14 protein-coding genes are annotated in these 22,038 nt (G+C 54.3%); 12 read left to right on the forward strand and 2 right to left on the reverse strand.

Annotation, left to right across the window (positions count from 1 at the left end; genetic code table 11):
* Positions 1-53 precede the first annotated feature (53 nt).
* Entirely contained in the window at positions 54-1,418 is a 1,365-nt protein-coding gene (locus ACSQ3J_RS25445; RefSeq protein WP_436040578.1) for an FAD/NAD(P)-binding protein, read from the forward strand.
* A gap of 131 nt (positions 1,419-1,549) precedes the next feature.
* On the opposite strand, the gene ACSQ3J_RS25450 is transcribed toward ACSQ3J_RS25445, so the two are convergent.
* On the reverse strand, positions 1,550-2,455 hold the full coding sequence (locus ACSQ3J_RS25450) for a methionyl-tRNA formyltransferase (protein ID WP_436040649.1): 906 nt from the start codon (positions 2,453-2,455) through the stop codon (positions 1,550-1,552).
* A 452-nt stretch (positions 2,456-2,907) separates the two neighbouring features.
* On the opposite strand from ACSQ3J_RS25450, the gene ACSQ3J_RS25455 reads away from it, so the two are divergent.
* Together ACSQ3J_RS25455 and ACSQ3J_RS25460 are read left to right on the forward strand one after the other, a co-directional pair.
* Entirely contained in the window at positions 2,908-3,993 is a 1,086-nt protein-coding gene (locus tag ACSQ3J_RS25455) for a glycosyltransferase (RefSeq protein ID WP_436040650.1), read from the forward strand.
* A gap of 287 nt (positions 3,994-4,280) precedes the next feature.
* Positions 4,281-5,471, forward strand: coding sequence for a calcium-binding protein (locus tag ACSQ3J_RS25460; protein ID WP_436040579.1), 1,191 nt, complete (start codon positions 4,281-4,283; stop codon positions 5,469-5,471).
* Between the two features lie 173 nt (positions 5,472-5,644).
* Here the strand turns inward: ACSQ3J_RS25460 and asnB are convergent, their stop codons facing one another.
* Positions 5,645-7,609: an asparagine synthase (glutamine-hydrolyzing) gene (gene asnB, locus ACSQ3J_RS25465; protein ID WP_436040580.1), complete on the reverse strand. Its 1,965-nt coding sequence runs from the start codon at positions 7,607-7,609 to the stop codon at positions 5,645-5,647.
* A 426-nt stretch (positions 7,610-8,035) separates the two neighbouring features.
* Here asnB and ACSQ3J_RS25470 point away from each other — a divergent pair, with 426 nt between their 5' ends.
* The 9 genes from ACSQ3J_RS25470 (at position 8,036) to cysQ (ending at position 22,022) form a co-directional block, all read left to right on the forward strand.
* The gene (locus tag ACSQ3J_RS25470) at positions 8,036-8,623 is read left to right on the forward strand and encodes a sugar transferase (protein WP_436040581.1); all 588 of its coding nucleotides are present in this window, start codon (positions 8,036-8,038) and stop codon (positions 8,621-8,623) included.
* 426 nt (positions 8,624-9,049) lie between these two features.
* A complete protein-coding gene (locus ACSQ3J_RS25475) occupies positions 9,050-10,372 on the forward strand; it encodes an O-antigen ligase family protein (RefSeq protein ID WP_436040582.1) in 1,323 nt (440 codons plus the stop codon).
* Between the two features lie 75 nt (positions 10,373-10,447).
* Complete coding sequence (locus ACSQ3J_RS25480; protein ID WP_436040583.1) at positions 10,448-11,566, forward strand: acyltransferase family protein; 1,119 nt, start codon at positions 10,448-10,450, stop codon at positions 11,564-11,566.
* Positions 11,567-12,305: 739 nt separating this feature from the next.
* The gene (locus ACSQ3J_RS25485) at positions 12,306-14,411 is read left to right on the forward strand and encodes a polysaccharide biosynthesis protein (protein ID WP_162246347.1); all 2,106 of its coding nucleotides are present in this window, start codon (positions 12,306-12,308) and stop codon (positions 14,409-14,411) included.
* A gap of 38 nt (positions 14,412-14,449) precedes the next feature.
* On the forward strand, positions 14,450-15,676 hold the full coding sequence (locus ACSQ3J_RS25490; protein ID WP_436040584.1) for a glycosyltransferase family 4 protein: 1,227 nt from the start codon (positions 14,450-14,452) through the stop codon (positions 15,674-15,676).
* Between the two features lie 309 nt (positions 15,677-15,985).
* Complete coding sequence (locus ACSQ3J_RS25495) at positions 15,986-18,244, forward strand: GumC family protein (protein ID WP_436040585.1); 2,259 nt, start codon at positions 15,986-15,988, stop codon at positions 18,242-18,244.
* 135 nt (positions 18,245-18,379) lie between these two features.
* Positions 18,380-19,279, forward strand: a complete 900-nt coding sequence (gene cysD, locus ACSQ3J_RS25500; RefSeq protein WP_436040586.1) for a sulfate adenylyltransferase subunit CysD — start codon at positions 18,380-18,382, stop codon at positions 19,277-19,279.
* A gap of 5 nt (positions 19,280-19,284) precedes the next feature.
* On the forward strand, positions 19,285-21,165 hold the full coding sequence (gene cysN, locus ACSQ3J_RS25505; RefSeq protein ID WP_436040651.1) for a sulfate adenylyltransferase subunit CysN: 1,881 nt from the start codon (positions 19,285-19,287) through the stop codon (positions 21,163-21,165).
* Positions 21,166-21,242: 77 nt separating this feature from the next.
* Positions 21,243-22,022, forward strand: coding sequence for a 3'(2'),5'-bisphosphate nucleotidase CysQ (gene cysQ, locus ACSQ3J_RS25510; RefSeq protein ID WP_436040587.1), 780 nt, complete (start codon positions 21,243-21,245; stop codon positions 22,020-22,022).
* Positions 22,023-22,038 lie beyond the last annotated feature (16 nt).

Consider the following 22,038-nt stretch of genomic DNA (forward strand, 5'->3'; position numbering starts at 1 on the left):
TTTCCGTTCGCGCCATGTCGATACGCATGGCAGACGATTGATCGGAGATGTGGTTGGTTTACGATATCGTTGTTGTTGGCTCCGGTTTCTCGGCGATAGCCGTGACAATCAATCTACTACAACTGCTTCCCGCATCGAGTTCGATCGCAATCATTGGCGACAACCGGGGATTTGGCCGTGGTACGGCCTATCGCACTGAATTCCATCTTCATCGCTTGAACGTGCCCGCTGGTCGCATGAGTGTCTTTCCAGATAAGCCAGACGATTTCCTGATGTGGCTGGAAGCAAAGGGCAAGGGGAAATCTGGCGACGATTTTGCCTCCCGCGGCGATTACGGGCTGTATTTGCGAGACACGCTGGCGTCCCTGCTGCGCGGTCACGACAGAGCGAAAGTCAGCTTCATCAAGGCCAAGGCAACAGGCTGCGTTGAGCAGTACCGGGTCGGCACGGTCTTTCAACTGGACAATGCTGCGGAACTGATTGCACAGACGGTCGTGTTCTGTCTCGGTGTCGGTAGCGCGCAACTGCCGGTTTCGCCTGAGGGGTTAGCGGCCGGCGCCAAACGCCACATCATCAAGAATCCCTGGCGCTTGAACTGGTTGCTGAGGGTAGGGGAGAGGGACCGGGTTTGCGTTCTGGGCTCAGGTTTGACGATGATCGATCAAGTCCTGGCATTGCGCGCTCGCGGCCATCGAGGTGAGATTCGCGTGTTGTCGCGAAGGGGCCTAGTGCCGCATCCCCATCACTCGCACCGGGTGTCTGCCATCAAGCCTGCATTGCCGGCTGGCCAACGGCAGATCAGTGCAATTCTCGGTGCCCTGCGCCGGCAGATTAGGGAGGGTGCGGACTGGCGTGCTGTGATGGACGGCCTGAGGCCGGACACTCAGGCATTATGGCAGGAGTTGTCTCGCGAGCAGCGTGCACGTTTTCTCCGGCATGCTCTACCCTGGTGGAACATCCACCGTCATCGCATTTCACCGGCGGTGTTCGGAGGGTTCGATTCCTTGATCAAAAATGGCACTGTCCAGCTGCATGCCGGATTTGTGAAATCCATCTTGGAGAGCCAAAACGGTGTCGCACTCACCTATCGCCCGCGCTTATGTGATCGATCGGCGTCGTTCGAGACGGACTGGATCGTGAACTGTACGGGGATGGAGCGGGCTGGCGTCAACCACTCCCCGCTCCTGAAGGAAATGCTGAAGACAGGTATGATCAGCGCCGACGCGCTTGGTCTCGGCATTGCGATCGACACGGAATCCCGTGTGCTTGATTCAAACGGCCAGGCCCAGTCACGCATGTTTGCCGTTGGCGCTCTGACGGCCGGACAATTCTGGGAAATCACGGCGGTTCCCGATATCCGGGTCCAGGCGAAGCTGGTTGCAGCAGCCATCGCGTCCTGCCCTACGCTTGCAGTGTAGCGGCGGATTTTATCGGCAGTCCCGGGCTAAATTCCGTCAGGCGAGCGCCGTTGGCTCTTGGTTGCGGGTTTCCACGGTGCGGGAAAGGCGCGGAACGTCAAGTGCAAGTGACGGCGCTTGCGTGTTGGGCTTCAGCCCTGCAGCTTGCTGTGCACAGGGGGTGGCTTGCCACTCGATGAGCGCCAGTTATGGGCTTCAATGCAAAGGCCATCACCGCACATGACGACAAAGCCGCGTGGAGTGTGTGCCTGAACCTGACCGGTAATGCCAATATAACGGGGTATGGGGGAAGCTGGCGCAGCAGTGTCAATATGAAGTTTGAGCCCGTTGCAGCTTGTGTAAGCGCCAGGATACGGATCGCCCACGGCTCGAATGAGGGTCAGTATCTGCGCAGCCGGCATGCGCCAATCGATCAAGCCATCTTCAGGCGTACGTTTCGCACAATAGGATGCCTGGCGGTCATCCTGCTCTATTCTCGGGGCGTCGCCCATCTCAAGCCGGTGCACGGCTTCCGGGATCATTTCTTCGATATTGCGCATATGTTTGAGATAGAGGCTGCGCGCTGTCTCCTCTTCTCCGACGTGAAAGATCTTCTGCAGTAGGACAGGGCCGGAATCCGTGCCTTCGTCGAGCCAGAACAACGTAGATCCCGCCGTCTTTTCGCCAAGCAGGATTGTCCAGGGAATGACGCCTCGCCCCCGCAATCGAGGCAAGGCGGCTGGGTGAAAACCGATGCTCCCGATACGAGCAATGGCGCGAAAAGGCGCTTTGCAGATTTGGGACCAGCCAATGACGAAAGTGACATCCGGTTCCGCATTTTCTATCGCCATTATCGTTTCAGGCGCGTTTGTATTTGTCGTGCGGAACACTGCGCTTCCGATCGCGGCGGCCGGTGAACCGATGTCGGTGAAATCCGAATGCCGATCAGCGGCGTCTTGCGGGAGGGTCACCACGAGAACTGGAGGTTTTCCGGCTTTCACGAGCGCATCAAATGCGACGTTCGAACTTTCCACGGCGCCAACAAGAACAATACGCATCATTTCTCATCCCGAAAAGTTCCCAGGCGCTTCAATCCGTCCACCAATCAGCAGAATAAATTCGTCTTCTGAGCGCATCGGCGCGAAAGCTTCGGTGGGGCAGACTTGACAACGATACAAAAGGTTCCAGATTTAAAATATCTGTAATTTAGAGATATAGAACACCACGTGCGGGATACTGTCCAGCAGTTAACAATGCCGGGCCGCCAACGAATATTTCATTATGCTCCGATATCATCTCCAGCTTGAACCGAATGCCATTCGCATACCTACCTGTGTGAGAAAGAACCGGTTGTGCGATCGAGTAGACCGGTGGCTTTGTTTGGATGACAATGGCTTTCGCCGCCGGTATCTGGCTGGCTTCCATTGAAGCAAAGCTAACGGTTCTGGCAATTGCAAATCGGGGTTATCGCAAACAAACGACGCGCTTGAGTATTAAACGGACCGCCATGATGATCATGCATGTCATTACCAATTTCACTGCCAGCGCCGGTGCCGAGACTATGCTCACTCGGTTGTTGCGGATTTCAGGCAGCCAACGGATCGTTGTTGTATCTCTAATGGGGATATCGGGGCGCAATCGAGCCCTCGCTAATAATCCCCGAGTTACCTATGTCGCGCTGGAAGCCGGAGTGCCGACTGCGCTGGTCGGGGCGATCTTCACATTGACCAAGTTGATCCGCCAGGAGCGGCCCACGGTCGTGTTGTGCTGGATGTATCATGCAATGATTGCCGGCACGATCGCTGCGGGCCTTTCGCGCCAACATACGCGCGTGTTCTGGAATGTCCGTCAGTCGCTGGACGATCCATCGTCATTGTCGCGCAGTTCACGTATCGCCATTGCTGTCTCCAAATTGCTGTCGCGCCGTGCTGCCGGCTTTATCTATAATTCCTCACGCGCTCTCGAAATGCACGGTGCCTATGGCTACAGCAATCATAATGCCATTGTCATTCCGAATGGTTTTGATCTTCCGCCTCTTTCCGCGCCGGTGTCCCGCATCGCGAAACGGATCGGCATAGCGGCCCGCTTTCATCCTCAAAAAGATCACGCCACGTTCTTCCATGCAGCCACGCTGGTTTCTCAAACACATCCGGATGTGACGTTTACGGCCGCCGGGCATGGACTGTCCTGGGACAATCCCGCCGTCGTGCGGTTGATTGCCGACGCCGCGCTGCCGCCGGGTCGGATCGAGTTGCAGGGGGAAGTCGCAGACATGGCCGGATTCTATCAAGGCATCGATATCTTGGCGCTGTCTTCGCGGACGGAGGGGTTTCCCAATGTCATCGCCGAGGCGATGAGCTTTGCCAAGCCGGTGGTCACGACCAATGTCGGCGACGCCGCCATCGTTGTCGGCAATGGCGGTATCGCTGTGCCAGCGAGAGATCCGCAGGCACTTGCGGGGGCTATGCGCACACTGCTCGATGCAGGCCCAGGCGGTTATGCGCGATATGCCCGCAACGCCAGAGAGCGAATCGAGAGTGAATATACGCTGGCTGCAGTAGAAGCCAAGTATATGGATTTTTTGAATAAAATATGAGGATATCTCGTTGACTAATCAAATTATTTCGCATGATGGCGAGATTGATAAAGTATGTCGTAAGGTTAAACGCGATCATGGCCGGGTTATGGGCGAGGTTTGAATTAAATCACTGAAATTTAATAATTTTGTATTATTACAATTGGCGTATTTTCAGTCTTTATCCACAGATAGACATGGATGGAGTGCGGTTTTATTTCCTCTTATGGTTGTGAAATCGCTGCAAGCCTCCTTTGCGCCTCATTCCGTTCCTACCAGCGCCTCTCCTACCAACCGAAGAGGTAATCATGATTCTCAAAGGAACCACCCTGGCAAATAAGCTGACGGGAACGAGCGCTGCAGACAAAATCTACGGCTATGATGGCGATGACATCCTGTACGGCAACGCAGGCGATGACTTTCTCGATGGCGGAGTTGGCAACGACAAGCTCTACGGCGGGACCGGGAACGACTTTTTCAAGGCAGGGGCCGGCAACGATTATGCCGAAGGCGGCGACGGTAACGATACTTTCGACGGCGGCGCGGGAAATGACAGGTTTCTTGGAGGCCTTGGAAACGACATTTTCGATGCCGGCCTCGGGGACGACATTCTGGAGGGCGGCGATGGTCACGATCACTTTTTAGGCGGCGCTGGAAACGATACGATTTATGGTGGCGCCGGCGAGGAATATATCGATGGCGGTGACGGAGACGATATCATCTATGCAGGTAGCGGGAATGACGGTTTCACCAACCGCATTGATCCCGCGACGGGGAAATTGACACAGCAGGCCGTGAGTGGAGCTGCTGGCAATGATACCATCTATGGCGAGGATGGTAACGACGCGCTCAAGGGGCAGTCGGGCGACGATAAAGTGTTCGGCGGAAACGGCGATGATCGGGTCGATGGCGGAGACGGCAACAACTACCTCAGCGGTGGCGATGGTAACGACATGATCGATTCCGAGGGGGGCAAGGATGAAGCGCATGGCGGCAATGGCAATGATAGTATCGAACTTGGCGGCGGAGACGACGTGGCGTTTGGAGATGCCGGTGCCGATACCATTAGCGGTGAAGCCGGAGCGGACACCTTGAGAGGTGGCGACGGAAACGACCGTTTCTATGGTGGCGATGGAAATGACACGATCTACGGCGACGCTGGAAATGACGTTCTGATCGGTGATTCCGGTGCTGACACGCTTTGGGGTGGCGCAGGCGCGGACCAGTTCTCTTTCAAGGGTGCCAGTGTCCTGACCGGTCGTGATACCGTCAAGGATTTCCAGGACGGTATCGATACGTTGAGCTTCGAAAGGCTCGGACTGACCAAATATTCGAGTTCGGGAACCAACGGAACGGTTTATGCCTACGACGATGTCAGTGGCGATGTCATCATCAAGGGGCATGACTCTTCGGGCAATGCATTCTCCGTTCTCATCGATGACCCGTTGGGCAATCTTACGGCAGCGAATTTCAGTCAGTCGGACTTTATGCTGTCATAAGCACGGCCCACCTGGCGCCGTGTCGCAGGCTTGGAAAATCAATACTGATGCCCCGCGAATAAATCATCTGCGCCCAATCATCCGATCTGGCTCTCGTCTCGCAAGTTGCGGGAAGGAGGCCAGGCCGGCTTCAGCATTGAGGGCCAGTGAGGCATGCGGCCTTACCGGCGCAGTTAATGCTCCTGGCTGGCCCAGCAGTCCAGCCAGGAATTGAACATCAGGATCGTCCAAAGGTGCGCGCCCCAGTCTCGCTTGCCTGAAAGATGTTCCTTCCAACGCGCTTCAATGGGTTCCACCCGGAAAATCCCGTCTCGACGCAAGCGGGACGGAGATAGCAAGTCGCTTGCCCAGGCACGTAAGGGGCCGCGAAGCCAGGCGTTAAGCGGGATGCCGAAGCCTCGCTTTGATTGCGTCAGGAGAGTTTCGGGCAACCGGCGGGCCAGCAGTTTGCGCAGGGCGCGCTTGCCTTGGCCTTCGGAAAAACATAAGGCGCGCGGCGAACGCCAGGCCAGTTCGACGAAGCGATAATCGAGGAGGGGCGCGCGCATTTCAAGACCGACAGCCATTGAGGCCCGATCCAGTTTGACTAGAATATCGTCGGGGAGATAGGCAACCATATCCCTGTACATCATCCTGTCGACCGGCTCGAGAACAGCTGGAATTCGCTTCGATGACATTGCAGACGGCGGCTCACGTCCGCCGATGACGATGTCGGCCGCATCCGGCCATTGAGAGACAAAATTCAGATACCGGTCGTCTCTGTTGCGAATCTGAAGCAGTTCGGCAAGCCGCTTCACACGGCTGCCGGTGGCCTCGTCGCGCAAAGCCGAGGGGAGAGCGTGACGGCCAAGCGGTGCTGCGGCGTCTAGCAGCCATTCGGGTGCGAACTTCGCTGCCTTCAGCGCGAACGTGGGGGTCATTTTTTCCAGGCGGTCAAAGGTCACCATTCGTTGATAGCGCTTGTAGCCGCCGAAAAATTCGTCGCCGCCGTCGCCGGATAAAGCGACGGTTACGGTTCTTCGTGCGAGTTTTGAAACGAGCAACGTCGGGATTTGTGATGGATCGGCAAAAGGTTCGTCATAGACATCAGGCAGATCGGGGATAAGCCGAAGAGCGATTTCAGGTTCCGCCGTGATTTCGGTGTGATCCGTTTTCAGATGAAGGGCAACGGCCGCGGCGGCATCCGCTTCGTTGTACTGTTCCTCCATGAAGCGGACAGTGTAGGTTTTGACGGGCGTTGCCGAGACTTCCTGCATCACGGCGGAAACCAGAGAAGAATCAATGCCGCTGGAAAGAAGCGCACCGACAGGCACATCCGACACCAGGCGCTCGCTGACCGCTGTTTTCAGCGCGTTGTCGAGAAGATCCAAAGCCTCCTCTTCGGATCCGATACGGTGCGCATATCCGTGCTCGGCAACTTCGAATGCGTCCCAGTAGGATCTTGCAGAGGCCAGAACTGCCGCAAGAGAGGCGGGAGGCTGATCGACCGAGATGCTGACCCACGAACCGTGCGGCAATTTGAAAACATTACGATAAATCGAATAGGGAGTGGGGATGTAGTTGTATCTCAGGTACAGCGTAACTGCGTCGCGATCTATCTCGGGAGAGTGAAAAGACGGGTGTTTTCTGATGCTCTTCAGTTCGGAACCAAAAGCAATCGCATCACGGGACACTCCGATATAAAGAGGCTTTTTACCAAGTCGATCCCGGGCGAATATGATTTTGCGTTCTACACTGTCATAAAGGGCGAAGGCGAACATGCCGTTGCAGCGCGCCAATGCTTTTTCCAGCCCATATGCTTCGATGGCTTCCAGAAGCACTTCTGTATCGGAGTGGCCGCGAAATTGTAGCCCGAGCGCATCCAGTTCGGCGCGCAATCCCAGGAACCCATAAATCTCCCCATTGTACGCAATCGAGTAGCGGCCGCTGGCGGAGTGCATCGGTTGCGCACCTCCCGGAGACAGGTCAATGATCGAGAGTCTGCGATGGCAAAGGCCGACATGGCCATCTTCGGCAAGCCATATTCCATCGGCGTCCGGGCCGCGATGCGCAAGAGCGCTGGCCATCATTTTCAGGGTGGCGGTCGATGCTTCACGTTGGCGTCCCGTATAATTTACGAGCCCGGCAATTCCACACATCATTGTTCCCTTCGGTCGAATGTTATAGTCTGATGGCGGTCGAAATACCCTTTGCTGACGTATCGGGAGCAGGTGCTCGTCGTCCGCTACCTTGCTCGCGGGTCCAGCCGGTCCTCAAATATATCACTTTAAAAACCTGGCTTTCCCGGATGCCACCCCTCGGCTGGTGACCAGGAAAAACATCGTTCAACCGGCTGTCATCAATTGCGATCGAGGCCTATGGATGAGGGAGTGCTGGCCACGTGGTCTTCCCGATATGCAATATGGCAGTTTCCTTACAGCATATACTCTTCCGTCTTTGATGATGGAACGAACAGCCCGTTGCCGTCAATGCGTAGTTATCGAAAATAGGAAGATGAAATTTCTTGCCGGATCTCTTCCGGGTGGATAAAAATAAGAGGTCGAATGTTTGCTGGGGCAAATATTATGAACCGTATTCTTGACATCATATTCGTACTTTCCGCCGGGCTGTTAATGTTGCCTGTCATGATACTGGTTGCAATTGCCGTCATCGTTCTACTCGGCCGCCCGGCAATTTTCGTTCAATCTAGGGCAGGCAAGGACCAGCGCCCGTTCAGAATGATCAAGTTCCGGTCCATGTCGGATGCGCGGGACAGCAAGGGCAAGCTCCTCAGCGACGAGAAACGTACAACCACATTTGGCCGGATTCTGCGCCGATCCCGCTTGGACGAACTTCCTGAATTCTGGAACATCCTTGTCGGCGATATGAGCTTGATTGGTCCCCGTCCCATTCTTCCAGAAACGATACGCAGCCTTGGCGAGCGTGGGGTTCTGCGCTGCTCTGTAAAGCCGGGGTTGACGGGGTGGGCGCAGATCAGCGGCAATGCCATCCTTACGGATGATGACAAGATAGACCTCGACTTATGGTATATCCGAAACAGATCCTTCTGGATTGACCTTCAAATTCTGATTATGACGGCTTCAGTGATGATTTTTGGAGAAAGGTTAAGTGAAAGCCGGCTGGCCGCAGCGAAGCGGAAAGACGTAGGGTAAGGGTTTCAAGCTATGGGCGTATGCACCGGCGCTATACACTCATTCTGGTGTTCGACCGGAAAATATACTTTTGCAGACGAGAGCAGATCGAACTTGCTATCTGATTATTTCGAGCAGCGTTCCGTTGCGAGTGACATTTGATTTTGTTTATCTCGATTTTAGGATCATTGCCGTGTATCGTGAGCATTCGCCAGATAGCCGAGGCATCGGGCATTGGCTACGCCCGGCGCGGTTGACGGCCGCAGGCCTTAGGACGGCATCACGCAGGATGTCACGTCTGGGTCTGGATGAGAATGTGTTTGCGTAAAAACCCGGACGAATGATCTGCCATCAGAATAGTTTGCCAGGAAATATTATTTAGTGCGGAGGTTCGCACCCTACCCAAAAAATCTCAACACAGCTGTATAGACGCAGCGAGATCGCAATATGACAGATATTCCGAACGATCTTGATCAGGAATGGCGAGAGAAAACCTACTCCGCCGAAATGAGACGATCAAAGATCATCATGTTCTTTGATTATCCGCTCGTCGTCGGCGGTGTTTTCCTTTGCTCTATGGTTTATATACGTCCCACAGCAGGAAACATTACATTTTCTGATATTATGTTCGCGGCCGCCCTGGTTGTACTTTTATTGAGTGGGCGGATTTCATTTTATCCCTTCGGAAGAATGAGTGCGGCGGTCTGGTTGGTGGGGCTCTCCACATTACTCGCGGGCCTGACGATAAGCAGCATGAAATCTCCCGATCCAATGCGCGCGATGGCTGTCGTTGCGCAATATGCCTATGCATACTTGGCAATAATGTTGATTTTCAGCAGTCAATCCGCAAAAAACATCGTGACCTTTGCCAAAGTTTATATCCTGTCAATTTCGGTGATCTGCCTCCATGGAGTGTATCTCATTCATTATGACGGGCAGAGGGATACGGTGTTCGTAACCGGCAGCGGACGCCTCACCGGTCTAATGGAGCGCACAAATGAATGCGCGACCGTCATAGCGCTGTGTGTACCAATTGTCCTCGTCCTCTGCACGACAGGTCACATGAGAAAGACAACCGGATTTCTGGCGGTAGCAATCATGACCTATGGTATTTTGCTGACAGGCTCCAATTCCGGCCTTATGTCGCTTGTGTGTGGAGTGGGAATTTTTGCCCTTCTCGGGTTGAGCTGGAAGCGTATGCTGCTGCCGTTAGCCATCGGCGTGACGATCTTGGCTCTCAGTGGCGGTCTTGTGACCGAATATCTTCCTGCCACCTTCCAGAAAAGAGTTCTTGGGGCGCTGGAAACCGGTGACCTCGGGAAAGCCGGTAGTTTCGATGGGCGGGTCGAGCTGATAAACGAAGCCCTGGAGATGACGTCGGACACAATCTTTATCGGCGTCGGAGCGGATCAGTATCGCGTGGGCAGCCAATACCATGCACCTGTTCACAACGTCTATCTGCTCTTATGGATAGAAGGCGGGCTGATAAGCGCGATCGGGTTCCTTGTGATGGTGTTGGGCGGGCTGGGTCCGGCTATTTCGGTTTTAAAAGTGCCGGGCGGGCGCCCGTTTGCTGCGGCAATCCTTGCAAATGTCACGGTGTTCTTACTGGCAGCTAATGCTCTTCCGCACATTTATAGCCGGTTCTGGGTTTTGCCGGTTCTTCTCCCGATATTCCTTGCCTCGACTTTTGCAGATAAGGAGCGTGGCTTGCTGCGAGGGAGGGCCGATACTGATCGAGCGCCCGGCCCGCTCGGGGCGCTGGGCTAAGCCACGCTACTATTTAGATGTCTTTTGACCGACGGCAGACGGCTTCTGCCCTTGAGCAACTTGGCGGGGCCTCTAATGGTTGATGAAATACTAGCGCGACCGTCGGCAAGCGAGCCTGTCAGGCGTGTTGCCTTAAACTCGGTTGAAAAGGCAGGCGAATTCAACGTTGCTGCGCATGGCTTGCGTGGTTTGGCCTCAATCATGGTGCTTGGGGCGCATATTCTCGGCGGGACAGCTCGCCATATCTACCCGGCCAACGAGAGCTACGTGCATGCCATAGAGGCGCCATGGTTTCTGGGTGTCTTTGGCGTTAAATTGTTTTTTGTGATCAGCGGCTATGTGATCCTTCCAAGCGCCCTGAGATACTCCATTCAGGAGTTCGCGCAGCGTCGGTTTCTGCGTATCTATCCGTTATTCTTTGTAGCTTCCGTAGTATTTATAACATTGAACTACTTAACCAACGAATATCCAAAAACGAATAATATAGAGAGCATCGTTTCCGGACTCCTGTTCATAAATCTCTTCACTGGAACTGAACAGCTCACCCCCAATGCATGGAGCCTGAGCTACGAGGTCATGTTCTATGCGCTTACATGCTGGGTCGTCTACACGTCGGTTAAACGACCAAACACGGTAGCGGCTGCGTTGGCGTGGGCGGTATCGCTGGTTTTTCTCGCCGTTTTTCCCATATCGATCTTCTTCCTGGCAGGCGCCTTGATCCGCCTCTTTGGCTCACGGATAACGATGGGGACAGCCGTGTTGCGGACGTTCGAGGCAACTCTGTTTTTTGCCACCGCCTATTCAGCAAGCCGGGGAGTGTTTGACTATACACTCTCCGATTTCTCGAATCCGGCCGCTCTGGGAGCTTTGATTTTTACCGTGTCCTACTTTTGGCTTGCGGTAGATCCGCGCAGCCTAACCAGTATTATATTTAATAATAAATTTTCAAAATACATAGGCGCCATAAGCTATAGCTTGTATCTCGTGCATCCTTACGCCTATTACTTTGTAAGGCGAGTTTTCATTCAGCTGCAGCTTTTCACCAGTGATGTTTGGCTTTCGATCGCAATCTTTGGATTGGCGGTTTTCGTTGCGTCTGTCGGCCTCAGTCACGTTGCGCATATCTTGCTTGAGCGATGGCCCTACAACTGGTATTTCCATCAACGAGTTTATCGGACCAATTCCGTTGAATAGCACCTATTCAGCAGAGCCTTAAACGGTACTCTTTGGCGGGGCATCTGGAGGCCGATGTGCTGAGCCTACTGCGCAACCGCGTTGCTTGTTTGATCGATATGGGGTGAGCACTTTCAATCTTTGAAGCCTGCGGTTTTCGTCGACGCTGGTCGAATGTTGGCGCGCCCAGCAAAATCGCCGCTTCGGCCAGGTGGAATTGTTCTGCTGAACCAGCGTTGCAACAGTATGAACTGTTGCTGGAAAGTGTGGCCTCTTTTTTCAGATCGTTGATGTTTTTCGTTTTGAGAATGGAAATTTCAAACGATTTAGCACTGGGATTTATGGCATTAAGTATATGTTTTCGATGGATGCAATGAAGAAGGTATAGATTACCATTTTCCTGCGTTAGAATAGCTGAGGCTAAAATAAGCTTTACAGATTATTCATTTTATGCAAACCTTCTAACGAAAGAAAGCTCTTACATATCGGGGATTTCTTCGACGTAGCTTTGTGCTGCGGCGATGCGGAGGTATTTCGCTCATGCGATGCCTCTGGGAGAATAGTATATATTTCTTATAGATTAATTTGAGCGTTCGAACCGCTAGGGTTCGACGATATGATTCCGTGCGAGTAGTTGGCGGGGGCTATAATGGATCGCGGTGATGTCGTTTTAAACACCAACAATTCTTCGGCCAAGAAGCGGCTATCCGGCATAACGCTCGCTACCGCCGTCACGGCTGTGCTTTCTGCCGCCAATTGGATGTTGGGCCTTGCGAAAAGGATAGTATATTCGCAGGTGCGAAAAGTCCGGCAGTCGCTCGGGCTTTTTTTGGCGGATATGCTCTCTGCAGGTTCAGCTCTGGGTATTGCTTACGTGACCCGTTACGGGTTCGACACGGTGCAAGCACGGCCCGAGTTGCTAAGGGCATTGTTGATCGCTGGTCCCCAATATCTGCTCGTCTGCGCTGTCGTGTTCCCACTCGCCGGATTGTATAGCCGAAACTGGCGGTATGGATCCGTGTCTGATTTGTGGACGATCATCCGTGCGGTTTTCATAACCACACTGATGCTTGTCTGCGTTTTATTCTTCGCAACCAGGCTTACAGATATGCCGCGCAGCACGTTGTTGCTGGAGGCTCTTCTGCTCCTGGCTTTTCTGTCTGCTTCCAGGCTGAGTTTCCGGTTGGACGAGTTCCCTTTGACACGCCGCGGGATGGGGCTCAAAGGCCCCCGAAATACCGAGAAGCAAATTCCCACGCTCCTCGTTGGTGCCGGGGATGCTGCCGACCTTTACCTGCGCGCACTGAGCCGCGATCGCAACTGCACGCATTGGCCCGTCGGATGCCTGGAAAAAACAAATGAGCATCAAAACATGGTGCTTCGGAACGTCCCTATCCTTGGGGCTGTGGAAGATTTCCGGGATATTGTTGCGCAGCTCAAAGGCGAAAGGATTTCTCCGCGCCACCTCATATTTACGGAAGCGCCATCCGTATTCGGGGAGGATGCGTCGGAGCGGTTGATCGCGGCGGCTGAGGCGCTTGGCATGACCGTTTCCCGCCTGTCTCAGATGACGGAGCTTAAAAATACCAAGCGGGAAAACCGCTTCGAACTCAAGTCTATCGAACTGACCGATCTGCTCGAAAGACCGCAGGCCTCGTTGGACCGGGAAGCGATCTCGCGCCTGGTCAAGGGCCGGCGGGTGCTCATCACCGGTGCTGGAGGCTCGATCGGTAGTGAATTAGCGTTGCAAATCGCAGCGTGCGAGCCCGCGGAACTCGTGCTCCTGGAGAACTGCGAATATAATCTCTATGCGATCGATATGGAGTTGAACGAGCGTTTCCAGAGCGTTCCGCGTTCCGCACATTTGTGCAATGTGCGGCGGGCAAACCGGGTCAACGATATATTTTCACTGCATCGGCCCGAGCTGGTTTTTCACGCAGCGGCGCTTAAGCATGTGCCGATGGTGGAGCTCAACCCTTGTGAAGGAGCGCTTACCAACGTTATCGGCACGATGAACGTCGCCAACGCGGCGCGGCAGTGCGGCGCATTGGCGATGGTTCAAATTTCAACGGACAAGGCTGTCAACCCAACCAGTGTCATGGGAGGCACCAAACGCCTTGCCGAGCTTTACTGCCAGGCTCTTGACCTGAACAGGTTCAAGACGGGGTCAGGGCCCCGCTTCATGACGGTTCGGTTCGGCAATGTCCTTGGTTCGAGCGGATCACTTATCCCGCTCTTCAAGAAGCAAATTGCCTGTGGCGGCCCGCTGACCGTAACGGATCTCGAGATGACGCGGTTCTTCATGACCATTCGCGAAGCCGTCGAACTGACGTTGCAGGCATCCGCCTATGGCTTGGAGGGCGATATCGGCAAAGGCGAAATATTCGTGCTGGATATGGGCGAGCCCATAAAAATCATCGAGATAGCCCGCAGGATGATCCGTCTGGCCGGATTTACGCCTGAAAAAGATATTGCAATCAAGATCATCGGCCTACGCCCCGGCGAAAAGCGATTTGAGGAACTCTTCGACAGCAAGGAAATGCGGGTAGCGTCGCCGGTGCCTGGGGTTCTTGGCGCTATCCCTCATCCGGTGGACCTCTCCAAGCTCATGGTGACGTTTGCACGACTGGAGCGCTTCGCCGAACTGGGAGACGAAGCCATGGTCCTTGCATTAATGAGCAGCCTCATTCCCGGCTATGTGAAGCAGCAATGTGCGGCCACACATTTGAAGGATGTACATCCCCAAAGTGCCGACACAGACGAGGATGGTGCGCGGGATCAGCTTTCGGAGCTTCCTGAAGCGCTGTTCAACGCGCTCGTCAGCGATATCGGCCGGAACCCTGCAGCGGGATCGCAGATCAACTAGCGCGCCTGCATTGCCGGTTCGTTTCCTTGGGAGTTATTATGGCGGTCTTTAGCGAGTATTTAGCGACACATGCTGTTTATGAGGACGCTATCCGTCCGCTGCCGCAGACGATGCCGGCGCATCGCAGACAACGCATTGTCGTTCTGTCCAGCTATAGCCAGTCATTGACCAATTTTCGGCTGGAACTGCTTAAGCGGATGGTGGATGCCGGGCACATTGTCACAGCCGTTGGTCCAGAAGATGACGCAAGAACCAGGAGTGCGTTGTCACGAATAGGCGTCGATTTTGCACAGATACCAATGGCGCGCGTAGGGCTCAACCCAGTTGCCGATCTCGCCACCATATGGTCGCTCTGGCGCCTGCTGCGAAAGTTGAAGCCGAACCTGGTCGTTCCTTACACGATGAAACCGATAATCTACGGTGGGATTGCCGCGCGGTTTGCTGGAGTGCGTTCCCGTTGCTTCTTGGTAACAGGGCTTGGCCACGTCTTTTCACAAAACGGGTCGGCAACTTTTAAAGGCCGGGTGGTCAAGCAGATCAGCGTTTGGCTTTACCGTCGCGCCTTTGCCGGCGCGAACGTTGTCTTCGCCTACAACGAGGCTGATGCCGCGGACATTCGCGAGCATCGTATGGTCAGGGACGAATCCTTGATCAGGATTGTGCCCGGGTCGGGTGTGGATCTTGATCATTATGCCTTTGCTCCGCCCCCTTCCGATCGACCGGTTTTCCTGTTGATCGCGCGCTTGCTCAAGGACAAGGGTATCCTTGAATATATTGAGGCGGCGCGGAGGGTGCGGCATCTCTACCCGAATGCGGAATTTCAAATTTTGGGACATTTTGATCCCAATCCCGTCACTGGGGTGTCCCGTGACGATATCCAGAAATGGGTTGATGAGGGGCTTCTGAACTTTCTCGGCGACACATTGGACGTCCGGCCTTACCTCGCAGGATGCAATGTTTTCGTACTGCCGAGCTACTATCGGGAGGGTATTCCGCGCAGCATCCTTGAGGCTATGTCCGTCGGGCGCGCTATTATTACAACCAGCCTTGCCGGGTGCAGCGATACGGTCCAGCCTGGCATTAACGGTTATCTGGTAGAGCCCAGGAATGTTGATGACCTGGCGCGTGCCATGGTGACGCTTGCGGGCAATCTTCCTCTCGCTGCCGATATGGGGATGAAGTCGCGAGAGTTGGCGCAAGCAAAATTCGACGTTCACGTGGTCAATGACATTCTCATCGAGCGGATGGCATTGGCAAGCCCATAGGTGATGGATTTTATCTGATGGTTGGCAAGCTATGGCCACACATCGGATGGTGGAAATTAGTGTATAATTTTGACGCAATATGCTATTTCCGGGCAAATGCGAATGTATTGTTGCGACCAATAACATTTTGTAGGTCGCAATATTCGATTTGTATTTTCATATAAGCGACATCATTAATATTAAATGATAATTTAGTTGTTTAATATTTTCGTGATTTCAATTATTGTTCCCATTCCAATTGGGTTGCTAAATTTGGCGTATATTGTGCGCTGCGGCAAGGAAGTCTTGGGGAAGTTGTCTGGAGGTTAAATGCTGACCACCGATCGCGCAGTTGACCATTCTACAAATAAAATTCAAAGCACGACGATATATCAGATGCCTCCGCGCCGGCCGTACACCTACGGCCTGCAGGACATCGCTGAATTGCTACGCAGGTACATTGTCTTCTTTGGCATTTTTATATTGACGGGCCTGGCGCTGACGATTCTGGCATCGCTTCTCTATACAAAAATCTACACCGCTACCTCCGCGATTGTGTTCGATCGCAATGACGCCCGCCCCTATGAAGCGGTGGTCGAACTGCGCAAGCAGGAGCGCGATAAATCGGTAATGGAAACAGAACTCGATGTCATTCAGTCTCGTGTGTTTGCCGGGACCGTTATTGATGCGCTCAATCTTGTCGAGGACCCCGACTACAATACCTACCTGCACCCGATACGGACGGAGGGGAACGGCCTTATCGGATCATTGTTCGCGCCCATCGTCGGCGTATTGTTTTCCAACGAAGGAAACGGGCCGGAAATGGTTCGCCGCCGTCTTATTTCAGAAAGCGTGCAGCGCAACCGCGCGATTTCCACCCTCCTGAGTTCGTATATTGTCGATCGCCGCGGCGACAGCCTTGCGATGACCATTCGCGTGAGGCAGCCCAACCCATTGAAGGCAGCCACGATCGCTGATGCCATTGCGGAGCGCTATGTCGAATGGACTGCCAAACTTACTGACGAGGCCACCAAGAACACCATCGCATATTTGCGCAGCCAGCAAGCGGAGCTTGCTGGCCGGATTGCGAATATGGAGCGGGAGATCGCCAACTTCGCCACGAACAGTGATCTCACTTTTGATCCACAGGACGACCTCTTGCGGGCGCGCATGGAACAGTTAAATGAACAGTTGACTATTGCGCGTGTTGATGAGGCTGGGGCGGTCGCGCGATATAATGAGGCAAAAGGGCTTCTTGCGTCGACGGACGAGCAAGCACTGGGCCGTGTTCTGACGTCAGATCAGCTTGACCGCCTGAGGACCGAGCAATCGCGTCTTGAAAGGGTCCGCGCGCAGCTCAGTTCAAAGTTTGGTAAAAATCATCCGCTTGTCATCGATGCAGATGCGGAGCTTCAAGCCACCCGCGCTATGATAGGTGATGAAGCCCAGAGAATTGTGCAGGAATTGGCAAACAATTCCAAGGTTGCTTCAATCCGGACCGAGAAATTCAGCACTGAAGTGGCTCTTCTGCAAAAGAGGATGGAAGGCCGCAATTTGGCTGAAATCCGCAGGCGGGAGCTTGAGCGGGATTTGCTGGCTGAACAAAAGCGTTACGATCAGATCGTATTGCGATTGGGGGACCTAGATCCTGAGCGCGGCGAACGCAAGGCGTCGGCGACTGTCGCCTCCTACGCAGAAGTTCCAACCAGCCCCTCTTTTCCAACCCCGAGCTTTGTCATCGCAACCGGTTCTTTCGGTGTCTTTGTTCTGGCTATCATCGGTCTGATGGTTGCTGAGGCTCTTGATAACAGGCTCCATGGGCCGCGTGATGTCGAAGAGGTGCTCAACCGGCCAAACCTCGTCACCATCCCAAATTTGAAGGCACCGTTACATTCGTTGCAGATGCCGCATCAGCTTGTAGTGAGCAGTCCCGGCTCGATGTTTTCCAAGGCGATGCGAAACTTGTGCATGGCCTGGGAGGCGATAGACCGTTCGGCAGGAGGCAAGATCGTCATGATCTGCTCGCCATCAAATGGCGACGGAAAGACGACCATAGCGCTTGGTCTGGCCGCGGCTGCGAGAGCGCAGGGATTGCGTGCACTTATTCTGGACTTCGACCCGAACTCGAAGGGGGCCGGCTTCCTTTTGGGTGCGCCACAAGCAGACACGGCACTTTCCAACTTCCTTGAGAACAAGGGGGATCTGAAGAGCGTTATCTTTGCCTCCCCCTCGTACCCGTTCCTGGAGGTCATCTCCTCCAGGCCGAATTTGTACGGCGTTGAAGTTCTCTACACGGAATTGCGGGGACTATACGACCTGATCATCATCGATTCACCTGCGCTGCAGCACGAGGAGGATTCTGTCTGGCTGGCATCCCGGGTCGATTCCATCATCATGGTTGTTGCAGCCGTGCGCACCAAGGAACGAAACCTCGTTGACGCGCTGAACAGGCTATCGGTCAATCATCCTGTCATTTTGGGCAGCGTAGTAAATTTCTTCGGGAAACCCGAAAATCAAGATCGCCCCTCATGGTTCTCGTGGTTTTCGAGGCGGCGTTACAAGGCGTCCGGATCTCCGATTGGCATTTGAATTAATCGGAGGCGGATCGTGATGAGTGCGTTCCAATGTGCATTGGAGGTTAATATTACTGTTGGTTTTGGATTTTATTGAAAAATAAATGAATGGCGGAATTTTTTACATGAATAGGCGAGGGGGCCTGCGAAAATGACGCTGACGTATCTGGAAAAATTGGAAGCAGAATCCATCCATGTCATGCGTGAGGTTGCCGCAACATTCTCACGGCCGGTCATGCTTTATTCGATCGGAAAAGATTCTTCCGTCATGCTGCACCTGGCTCTCAAGGCGTTCTACCCGGCAAAGCCTCCATTTCCATTGCTTCACATTGATACGACCTGGAAGTTTCGCGAAATGATCGCCTTTCGGGACAAGACTGCGGCTGAACTTGGCCTCAATCTGCTCGTGCACACCAATCAGGACGGTGTCGCCCAGAATGTGAATCCCTTCGATTTCGGCGCAACCGCGTACACGCATATGATGAAGACGCTGGCTCTGCGGCAGGCGCTGGATCACTACGGCTTCGATGCGGCGTTCGGCGGCGGTAGGCGCGACGAGGAAAAATCGCGAGCAAAAGAGAGAATATTCTCCTTCCGCGACAGCAAGCACACATGGGACCCGAAAAACCAGCGGCCGGAAATGTGGAGGACCTACAACACGCGGGTGAACCGCAATGAATCGATCCGGGTTTTCCCGCTGTCAAATTGGACGGAACTCGATGTCTGGCAATACATAAATCAGGAAAATATCCCCGTGGTTCCGTTGTATCTGGCACAACGCCGACCGGTTATTCGCCGTGATGGAATGCTTCTTATGGTTGACGACGACCGGCTCCGGGTTACGCAGGACGAGAAGGTCGAGGAGTTGCAAGTCCGGTTTCGTACGCTTGGCTGTTACCCACTGACAGGAGCGATTGAATCGACCGCGCGCACCATCCCAGAAATCATTCAGGAAATGCTGACTGTCCGAACGTCCGAACGTCAAGGACGAGCGATTGATTCCGATGAAGAAGCTTCGATGGAAAAGAAAAAACGCGAAGGATATTTCTGATGAGGATGGTTCTTGATGACGACATGTTGATCGAGCAGGACGCGCACGTCACCAATACCTTCCTGCGCGTTTTGACCTGCGGCTCGGTGGACGACGGGAAATCCACGCTGATCGGCCGATTGCTCTACGATACGCAGCTTATCCTTGACGACCAGTTTTCCGCGCTTAAGCGGGATACCAAAAAGCACGGCACGACGAAAGGTGATGACCATCTGGATTTCGCGCTTCTGGTGGACGGCCTGGAGGCTGAGCGGGAACAGGGCATCACGATCGATGTAGCCTACCGCTTCTTTGTGACGCCGAAGCGAAAATTCGTTATCGCGGATACGCCCGGACACGAGGAATATACCCGTAACATGGCGACCGGTGCGTCCAATGCCGACGTGGCAATCGTGCTGATAGATGCGAGGAAGGGCGTTCTGCGCCAGACGCGCCGCCACACATTTATCGCTTCCCTTCTTGGCATCCGGCATATCATCGTCGCCGTCAACAAGATGGATCTTATCCAATATGATCAGGAAAGGTTCGAAGCCATTTGCGGCGCCTTTCAAGCGTTTTCAGAAACGCTGGGCTTCCGCTCAGTCGGCTTTGTACCGATGTCGGCGCGATTTGGAGACAACGTCATCACGGCTTCCCCAAACATGTCTTGGTATAGGGGGAAGAGCCTGCTTTCGCATCTGGAATCCATCGATGCCGACGAAGATCGCGTCGATCAACCGTTTCGGTTGCCAATCCAACTGGTCAATCGCCCGAACCTGGATTTCCGCGGCTTCTCCGGTCAAATTGCAGCGGGCCGGGTTTCCGTTGGTGACAGCGTCGTTGTTGCGAAGTCCGGCCAAACGTCCCGCGTCAAGTCCATCCTCTGCGGCCGCGACAACGTCGAGACGGCTGTCGATGGGCAAGCCGTAACCGTCGTTCTCGAAGACGATCTCGAGCTATCGCGCGGCAACATGCTTGTCGCGCCGCAAAACCGGCCCCATCTGGCTGATCAATTCATGGCACATGTAATCTGGTTTCACAAAGAGCCCATGATACCTGGGCGGAGCTATATCTGCCGCACAGAGGTCGATAGCATCGGCGCAACCGTTACAACGTTGAAATATACCATCGATATCAATAGTTTCGCGCAGAAGGCGGCAACTGCGCTGCAGATGAACGAGGTCGGCGTCTGCAATGTTTCGACCCAGGCGCCGATCGTGTTCGACAGTTACCGCGATAACCGGAACACGGGCAACTTTGTCCTGATCGATCGTTTCACCAATGCCACTGTTGGCGCAGGGATGATCGATCATCCCCTGCGCCGCGCACATAATATTCACTGGCATGCGGTCGATATCAACAAGCACGCGCGGGCAGCCCTCAAGCTGCAAACGCCCAGGGTCTTGTGGTTCACCGGGCTTTCCGGCTCCGGAAAATCCACGATTGCCAATATGGTGGAGAAATTGCTGCATGCCCGCGGCAAGCACACGTACATGCTCGACGGCGACAACATCCGGCATGGGCTGAACCGCGATCTCGGGTTTACGCAGGAAGCGCGTGTCGAGAACATTCGTCGCGCTGCGGAAGTGGCAAAACTGATGGCTGATGCCGGATTGATCGTCCTCGTATCCTTCATATCACCTTACCGTTCCGAGCGGAGGATGGCGCGCGAGCTCTTCGAAAAAGGAGAATTCGTCGAGGTTTTCGTCGATACACCGATCGAAGAATGCGCCCGCCGTGATCCGAAGGGACTGTATCAAAAGGCCATGGCTGGCGAGATCAAGAATTTTACAGGCATCAGCTCACCCTATGAGGAGCCGTCAGCACCCGAAATCCACCTTCGAACTGTTGGGCACGAACCGCTCGATCTCGCGATGCAAATCGAGAAATTTCTCGATGAAACATGACGGCTATTGCTGAGTGTTGACTACAGGCGGCAATGCCAAAGCGAGTGACAATCAAACGAAGCTGCACAGGGGGTGTGATGTTGGATGTGCTGGAGCGTGCTGCGGTGGAGGCGGGAAGAGCGATACTGAGTGTCAGGCCGTCATGTGCCGGCACAACGATCAAGAGCGACCAATCCCCTGTGACGATTGCCGATCAGATGGCCGAAGCGGTTATTCTCAACGCCTTGTTGCGCGCATTTCCGGGTGTGCCTGTGGTCGCGGAAGAAGCCATGGCGCAGGGACATATCCCCCAGTTCGATGCGCCTGCTTTCTTCCTTGTCGATCCCCTGGATGGAACCAAGGAATATATCAACCAAAGCGCTGACTACACGGTGAACATCGCACTGATCGAGAACGGCGTACCCGTCGTCGGTGTCGTCTACGCTCCGGCAAGACATACCGGCTACGCTGCTTACAAAGGCCGTGCCTCAAAATTTATGGTCGCGGCAGGCGGCGACGTTTGCGATCGCGGCGATATCCGCTGCCGCGCGAAGGGTGTGAGTTTGACTGCCGTCGCAAGCCGGTCCCACAGTAATGCGCAGACTGAGGAGTTTCTGCGCTTGAACAGCATCAAATCCTGCCTCTCTGTTGGATCGTCTTTGAAGTTTTGCCTGCTCGCCGAGGGAGGTGCGGACGTCTACCCTCGATATGGCCGGACGATGGAATGGGATACGGCCGCCGGCGACGCCGTTTTGCGTGCTGCCGGCGGGCGCACATCTTTGCTGGACGGTGCGCCGCTCACTTATGGAAAGAGACGGCAGGCGTCGGACTGCGATTTCGCCAATCCTCATTTCATCGCATGGGGAGCAGACGGATAGGTGGAAGCGTGCGGCA

Source organism: Rhizobium sp. LjRoot98 (assembly GCF_964252935.1).
Taxonomy (GTDB): domain Bacteria; phylum Pseudomonadota; class Alphaproteobacteria; order Rhizobiales; family Rhizobiaceae; genus Pararhizobium.

Bases quoted from the DNA above. Each gene is read 5' to 3' on its own strand.
- ACSQ3J_RS25450 (WP_436040649.1), bottom strand. From the start codon at position 2,455: ATGCGTATTGTTCTTGTTGGCGCCGTGGAAAGTTCGAACGTCGCATTT.
- ACSQ3J_RS25455 (WP_436040650.1), top strand. From the start codon at position 2,908: ATGATCATGCATGTCATTACCAATTTCACTGCCAGCGCCGGTGCCGAG.
- ACSQ3J_RS25460 (WP_436040579.1), top strand. From the start codon at position 4,281: ATGATTCTCAAAGGAACCACCCTGGCAAATAAGCTGACGGGAACGAGC.
- asnB (WP_436040580.1), bottom strand. From the start codon at position 7,609: ATGTGTGGAATTGCCGGGCTCGTAAATTATACGGGACGCCAACGTGAA.
- ACSQ3J_RS25470 (WP_436040581.1), top strand. From the start codon at position 8,036: ATGAACCGTATTCTTGACATCATATTCGTACTTTCCGCCGGGCTGTTA.
- ACSQ3J_RS25475 (WP_436040582.1), top strand. From the start codon at position 9,050: ATGACAGATATTCCGAACGATCTTGATCAGGAATGGCGAGAGAAAACC.
- ACSQ3J_RS25480 (WP_436040583.1), top strand. From the start codon at position 10,448: ATGGTTGATGAAATACTAGCGCGACCGTCGGCAAGCGAGCCTGTCAGG.
- ACSQ3J_RS25485 (WP_162246347.1), top strand. From the start codon at position 12,306: ATGTTGGGCCTTGCGAAAAGGATAGTATATTCGCAGGTGCGAAAAGTC.
- ACSQ3J_RS25490 (WP_436040584.1), top strand. From the start codon at position 14,450: ATGGCGGTCTTTAGCGAGTATTTAGCGACACATGCTGTTTATGAGGAC.
- ACSQ3J_RS25495 (WP_436040585.1), top strand. From the start codon at position 15,986: ATGCTGACCACCGATCGCGCAGTTGACCATTCTACAAATAAAATTCAA.
- cysD (WP_436040586.1), top strand. From the start codon at position 18,380: ATGACGCTGACGTATCTGGAAAAATTGGAAGCAGAATCCATCCATGTC.
- cysN (WP_436040651.1), top strand. From the start codon at position 19,285: ATGGTTCTTGATGACGACATGTTGATCGAGCAGGACGCGCACGTCACC.
- cysQ (WP_436040587.1), top strand. From the start codon at position 21,243: ATGTTGGATGTGCTGGAGCGTGCTGCGGTGGAGGCGGGAAGAGCGATA.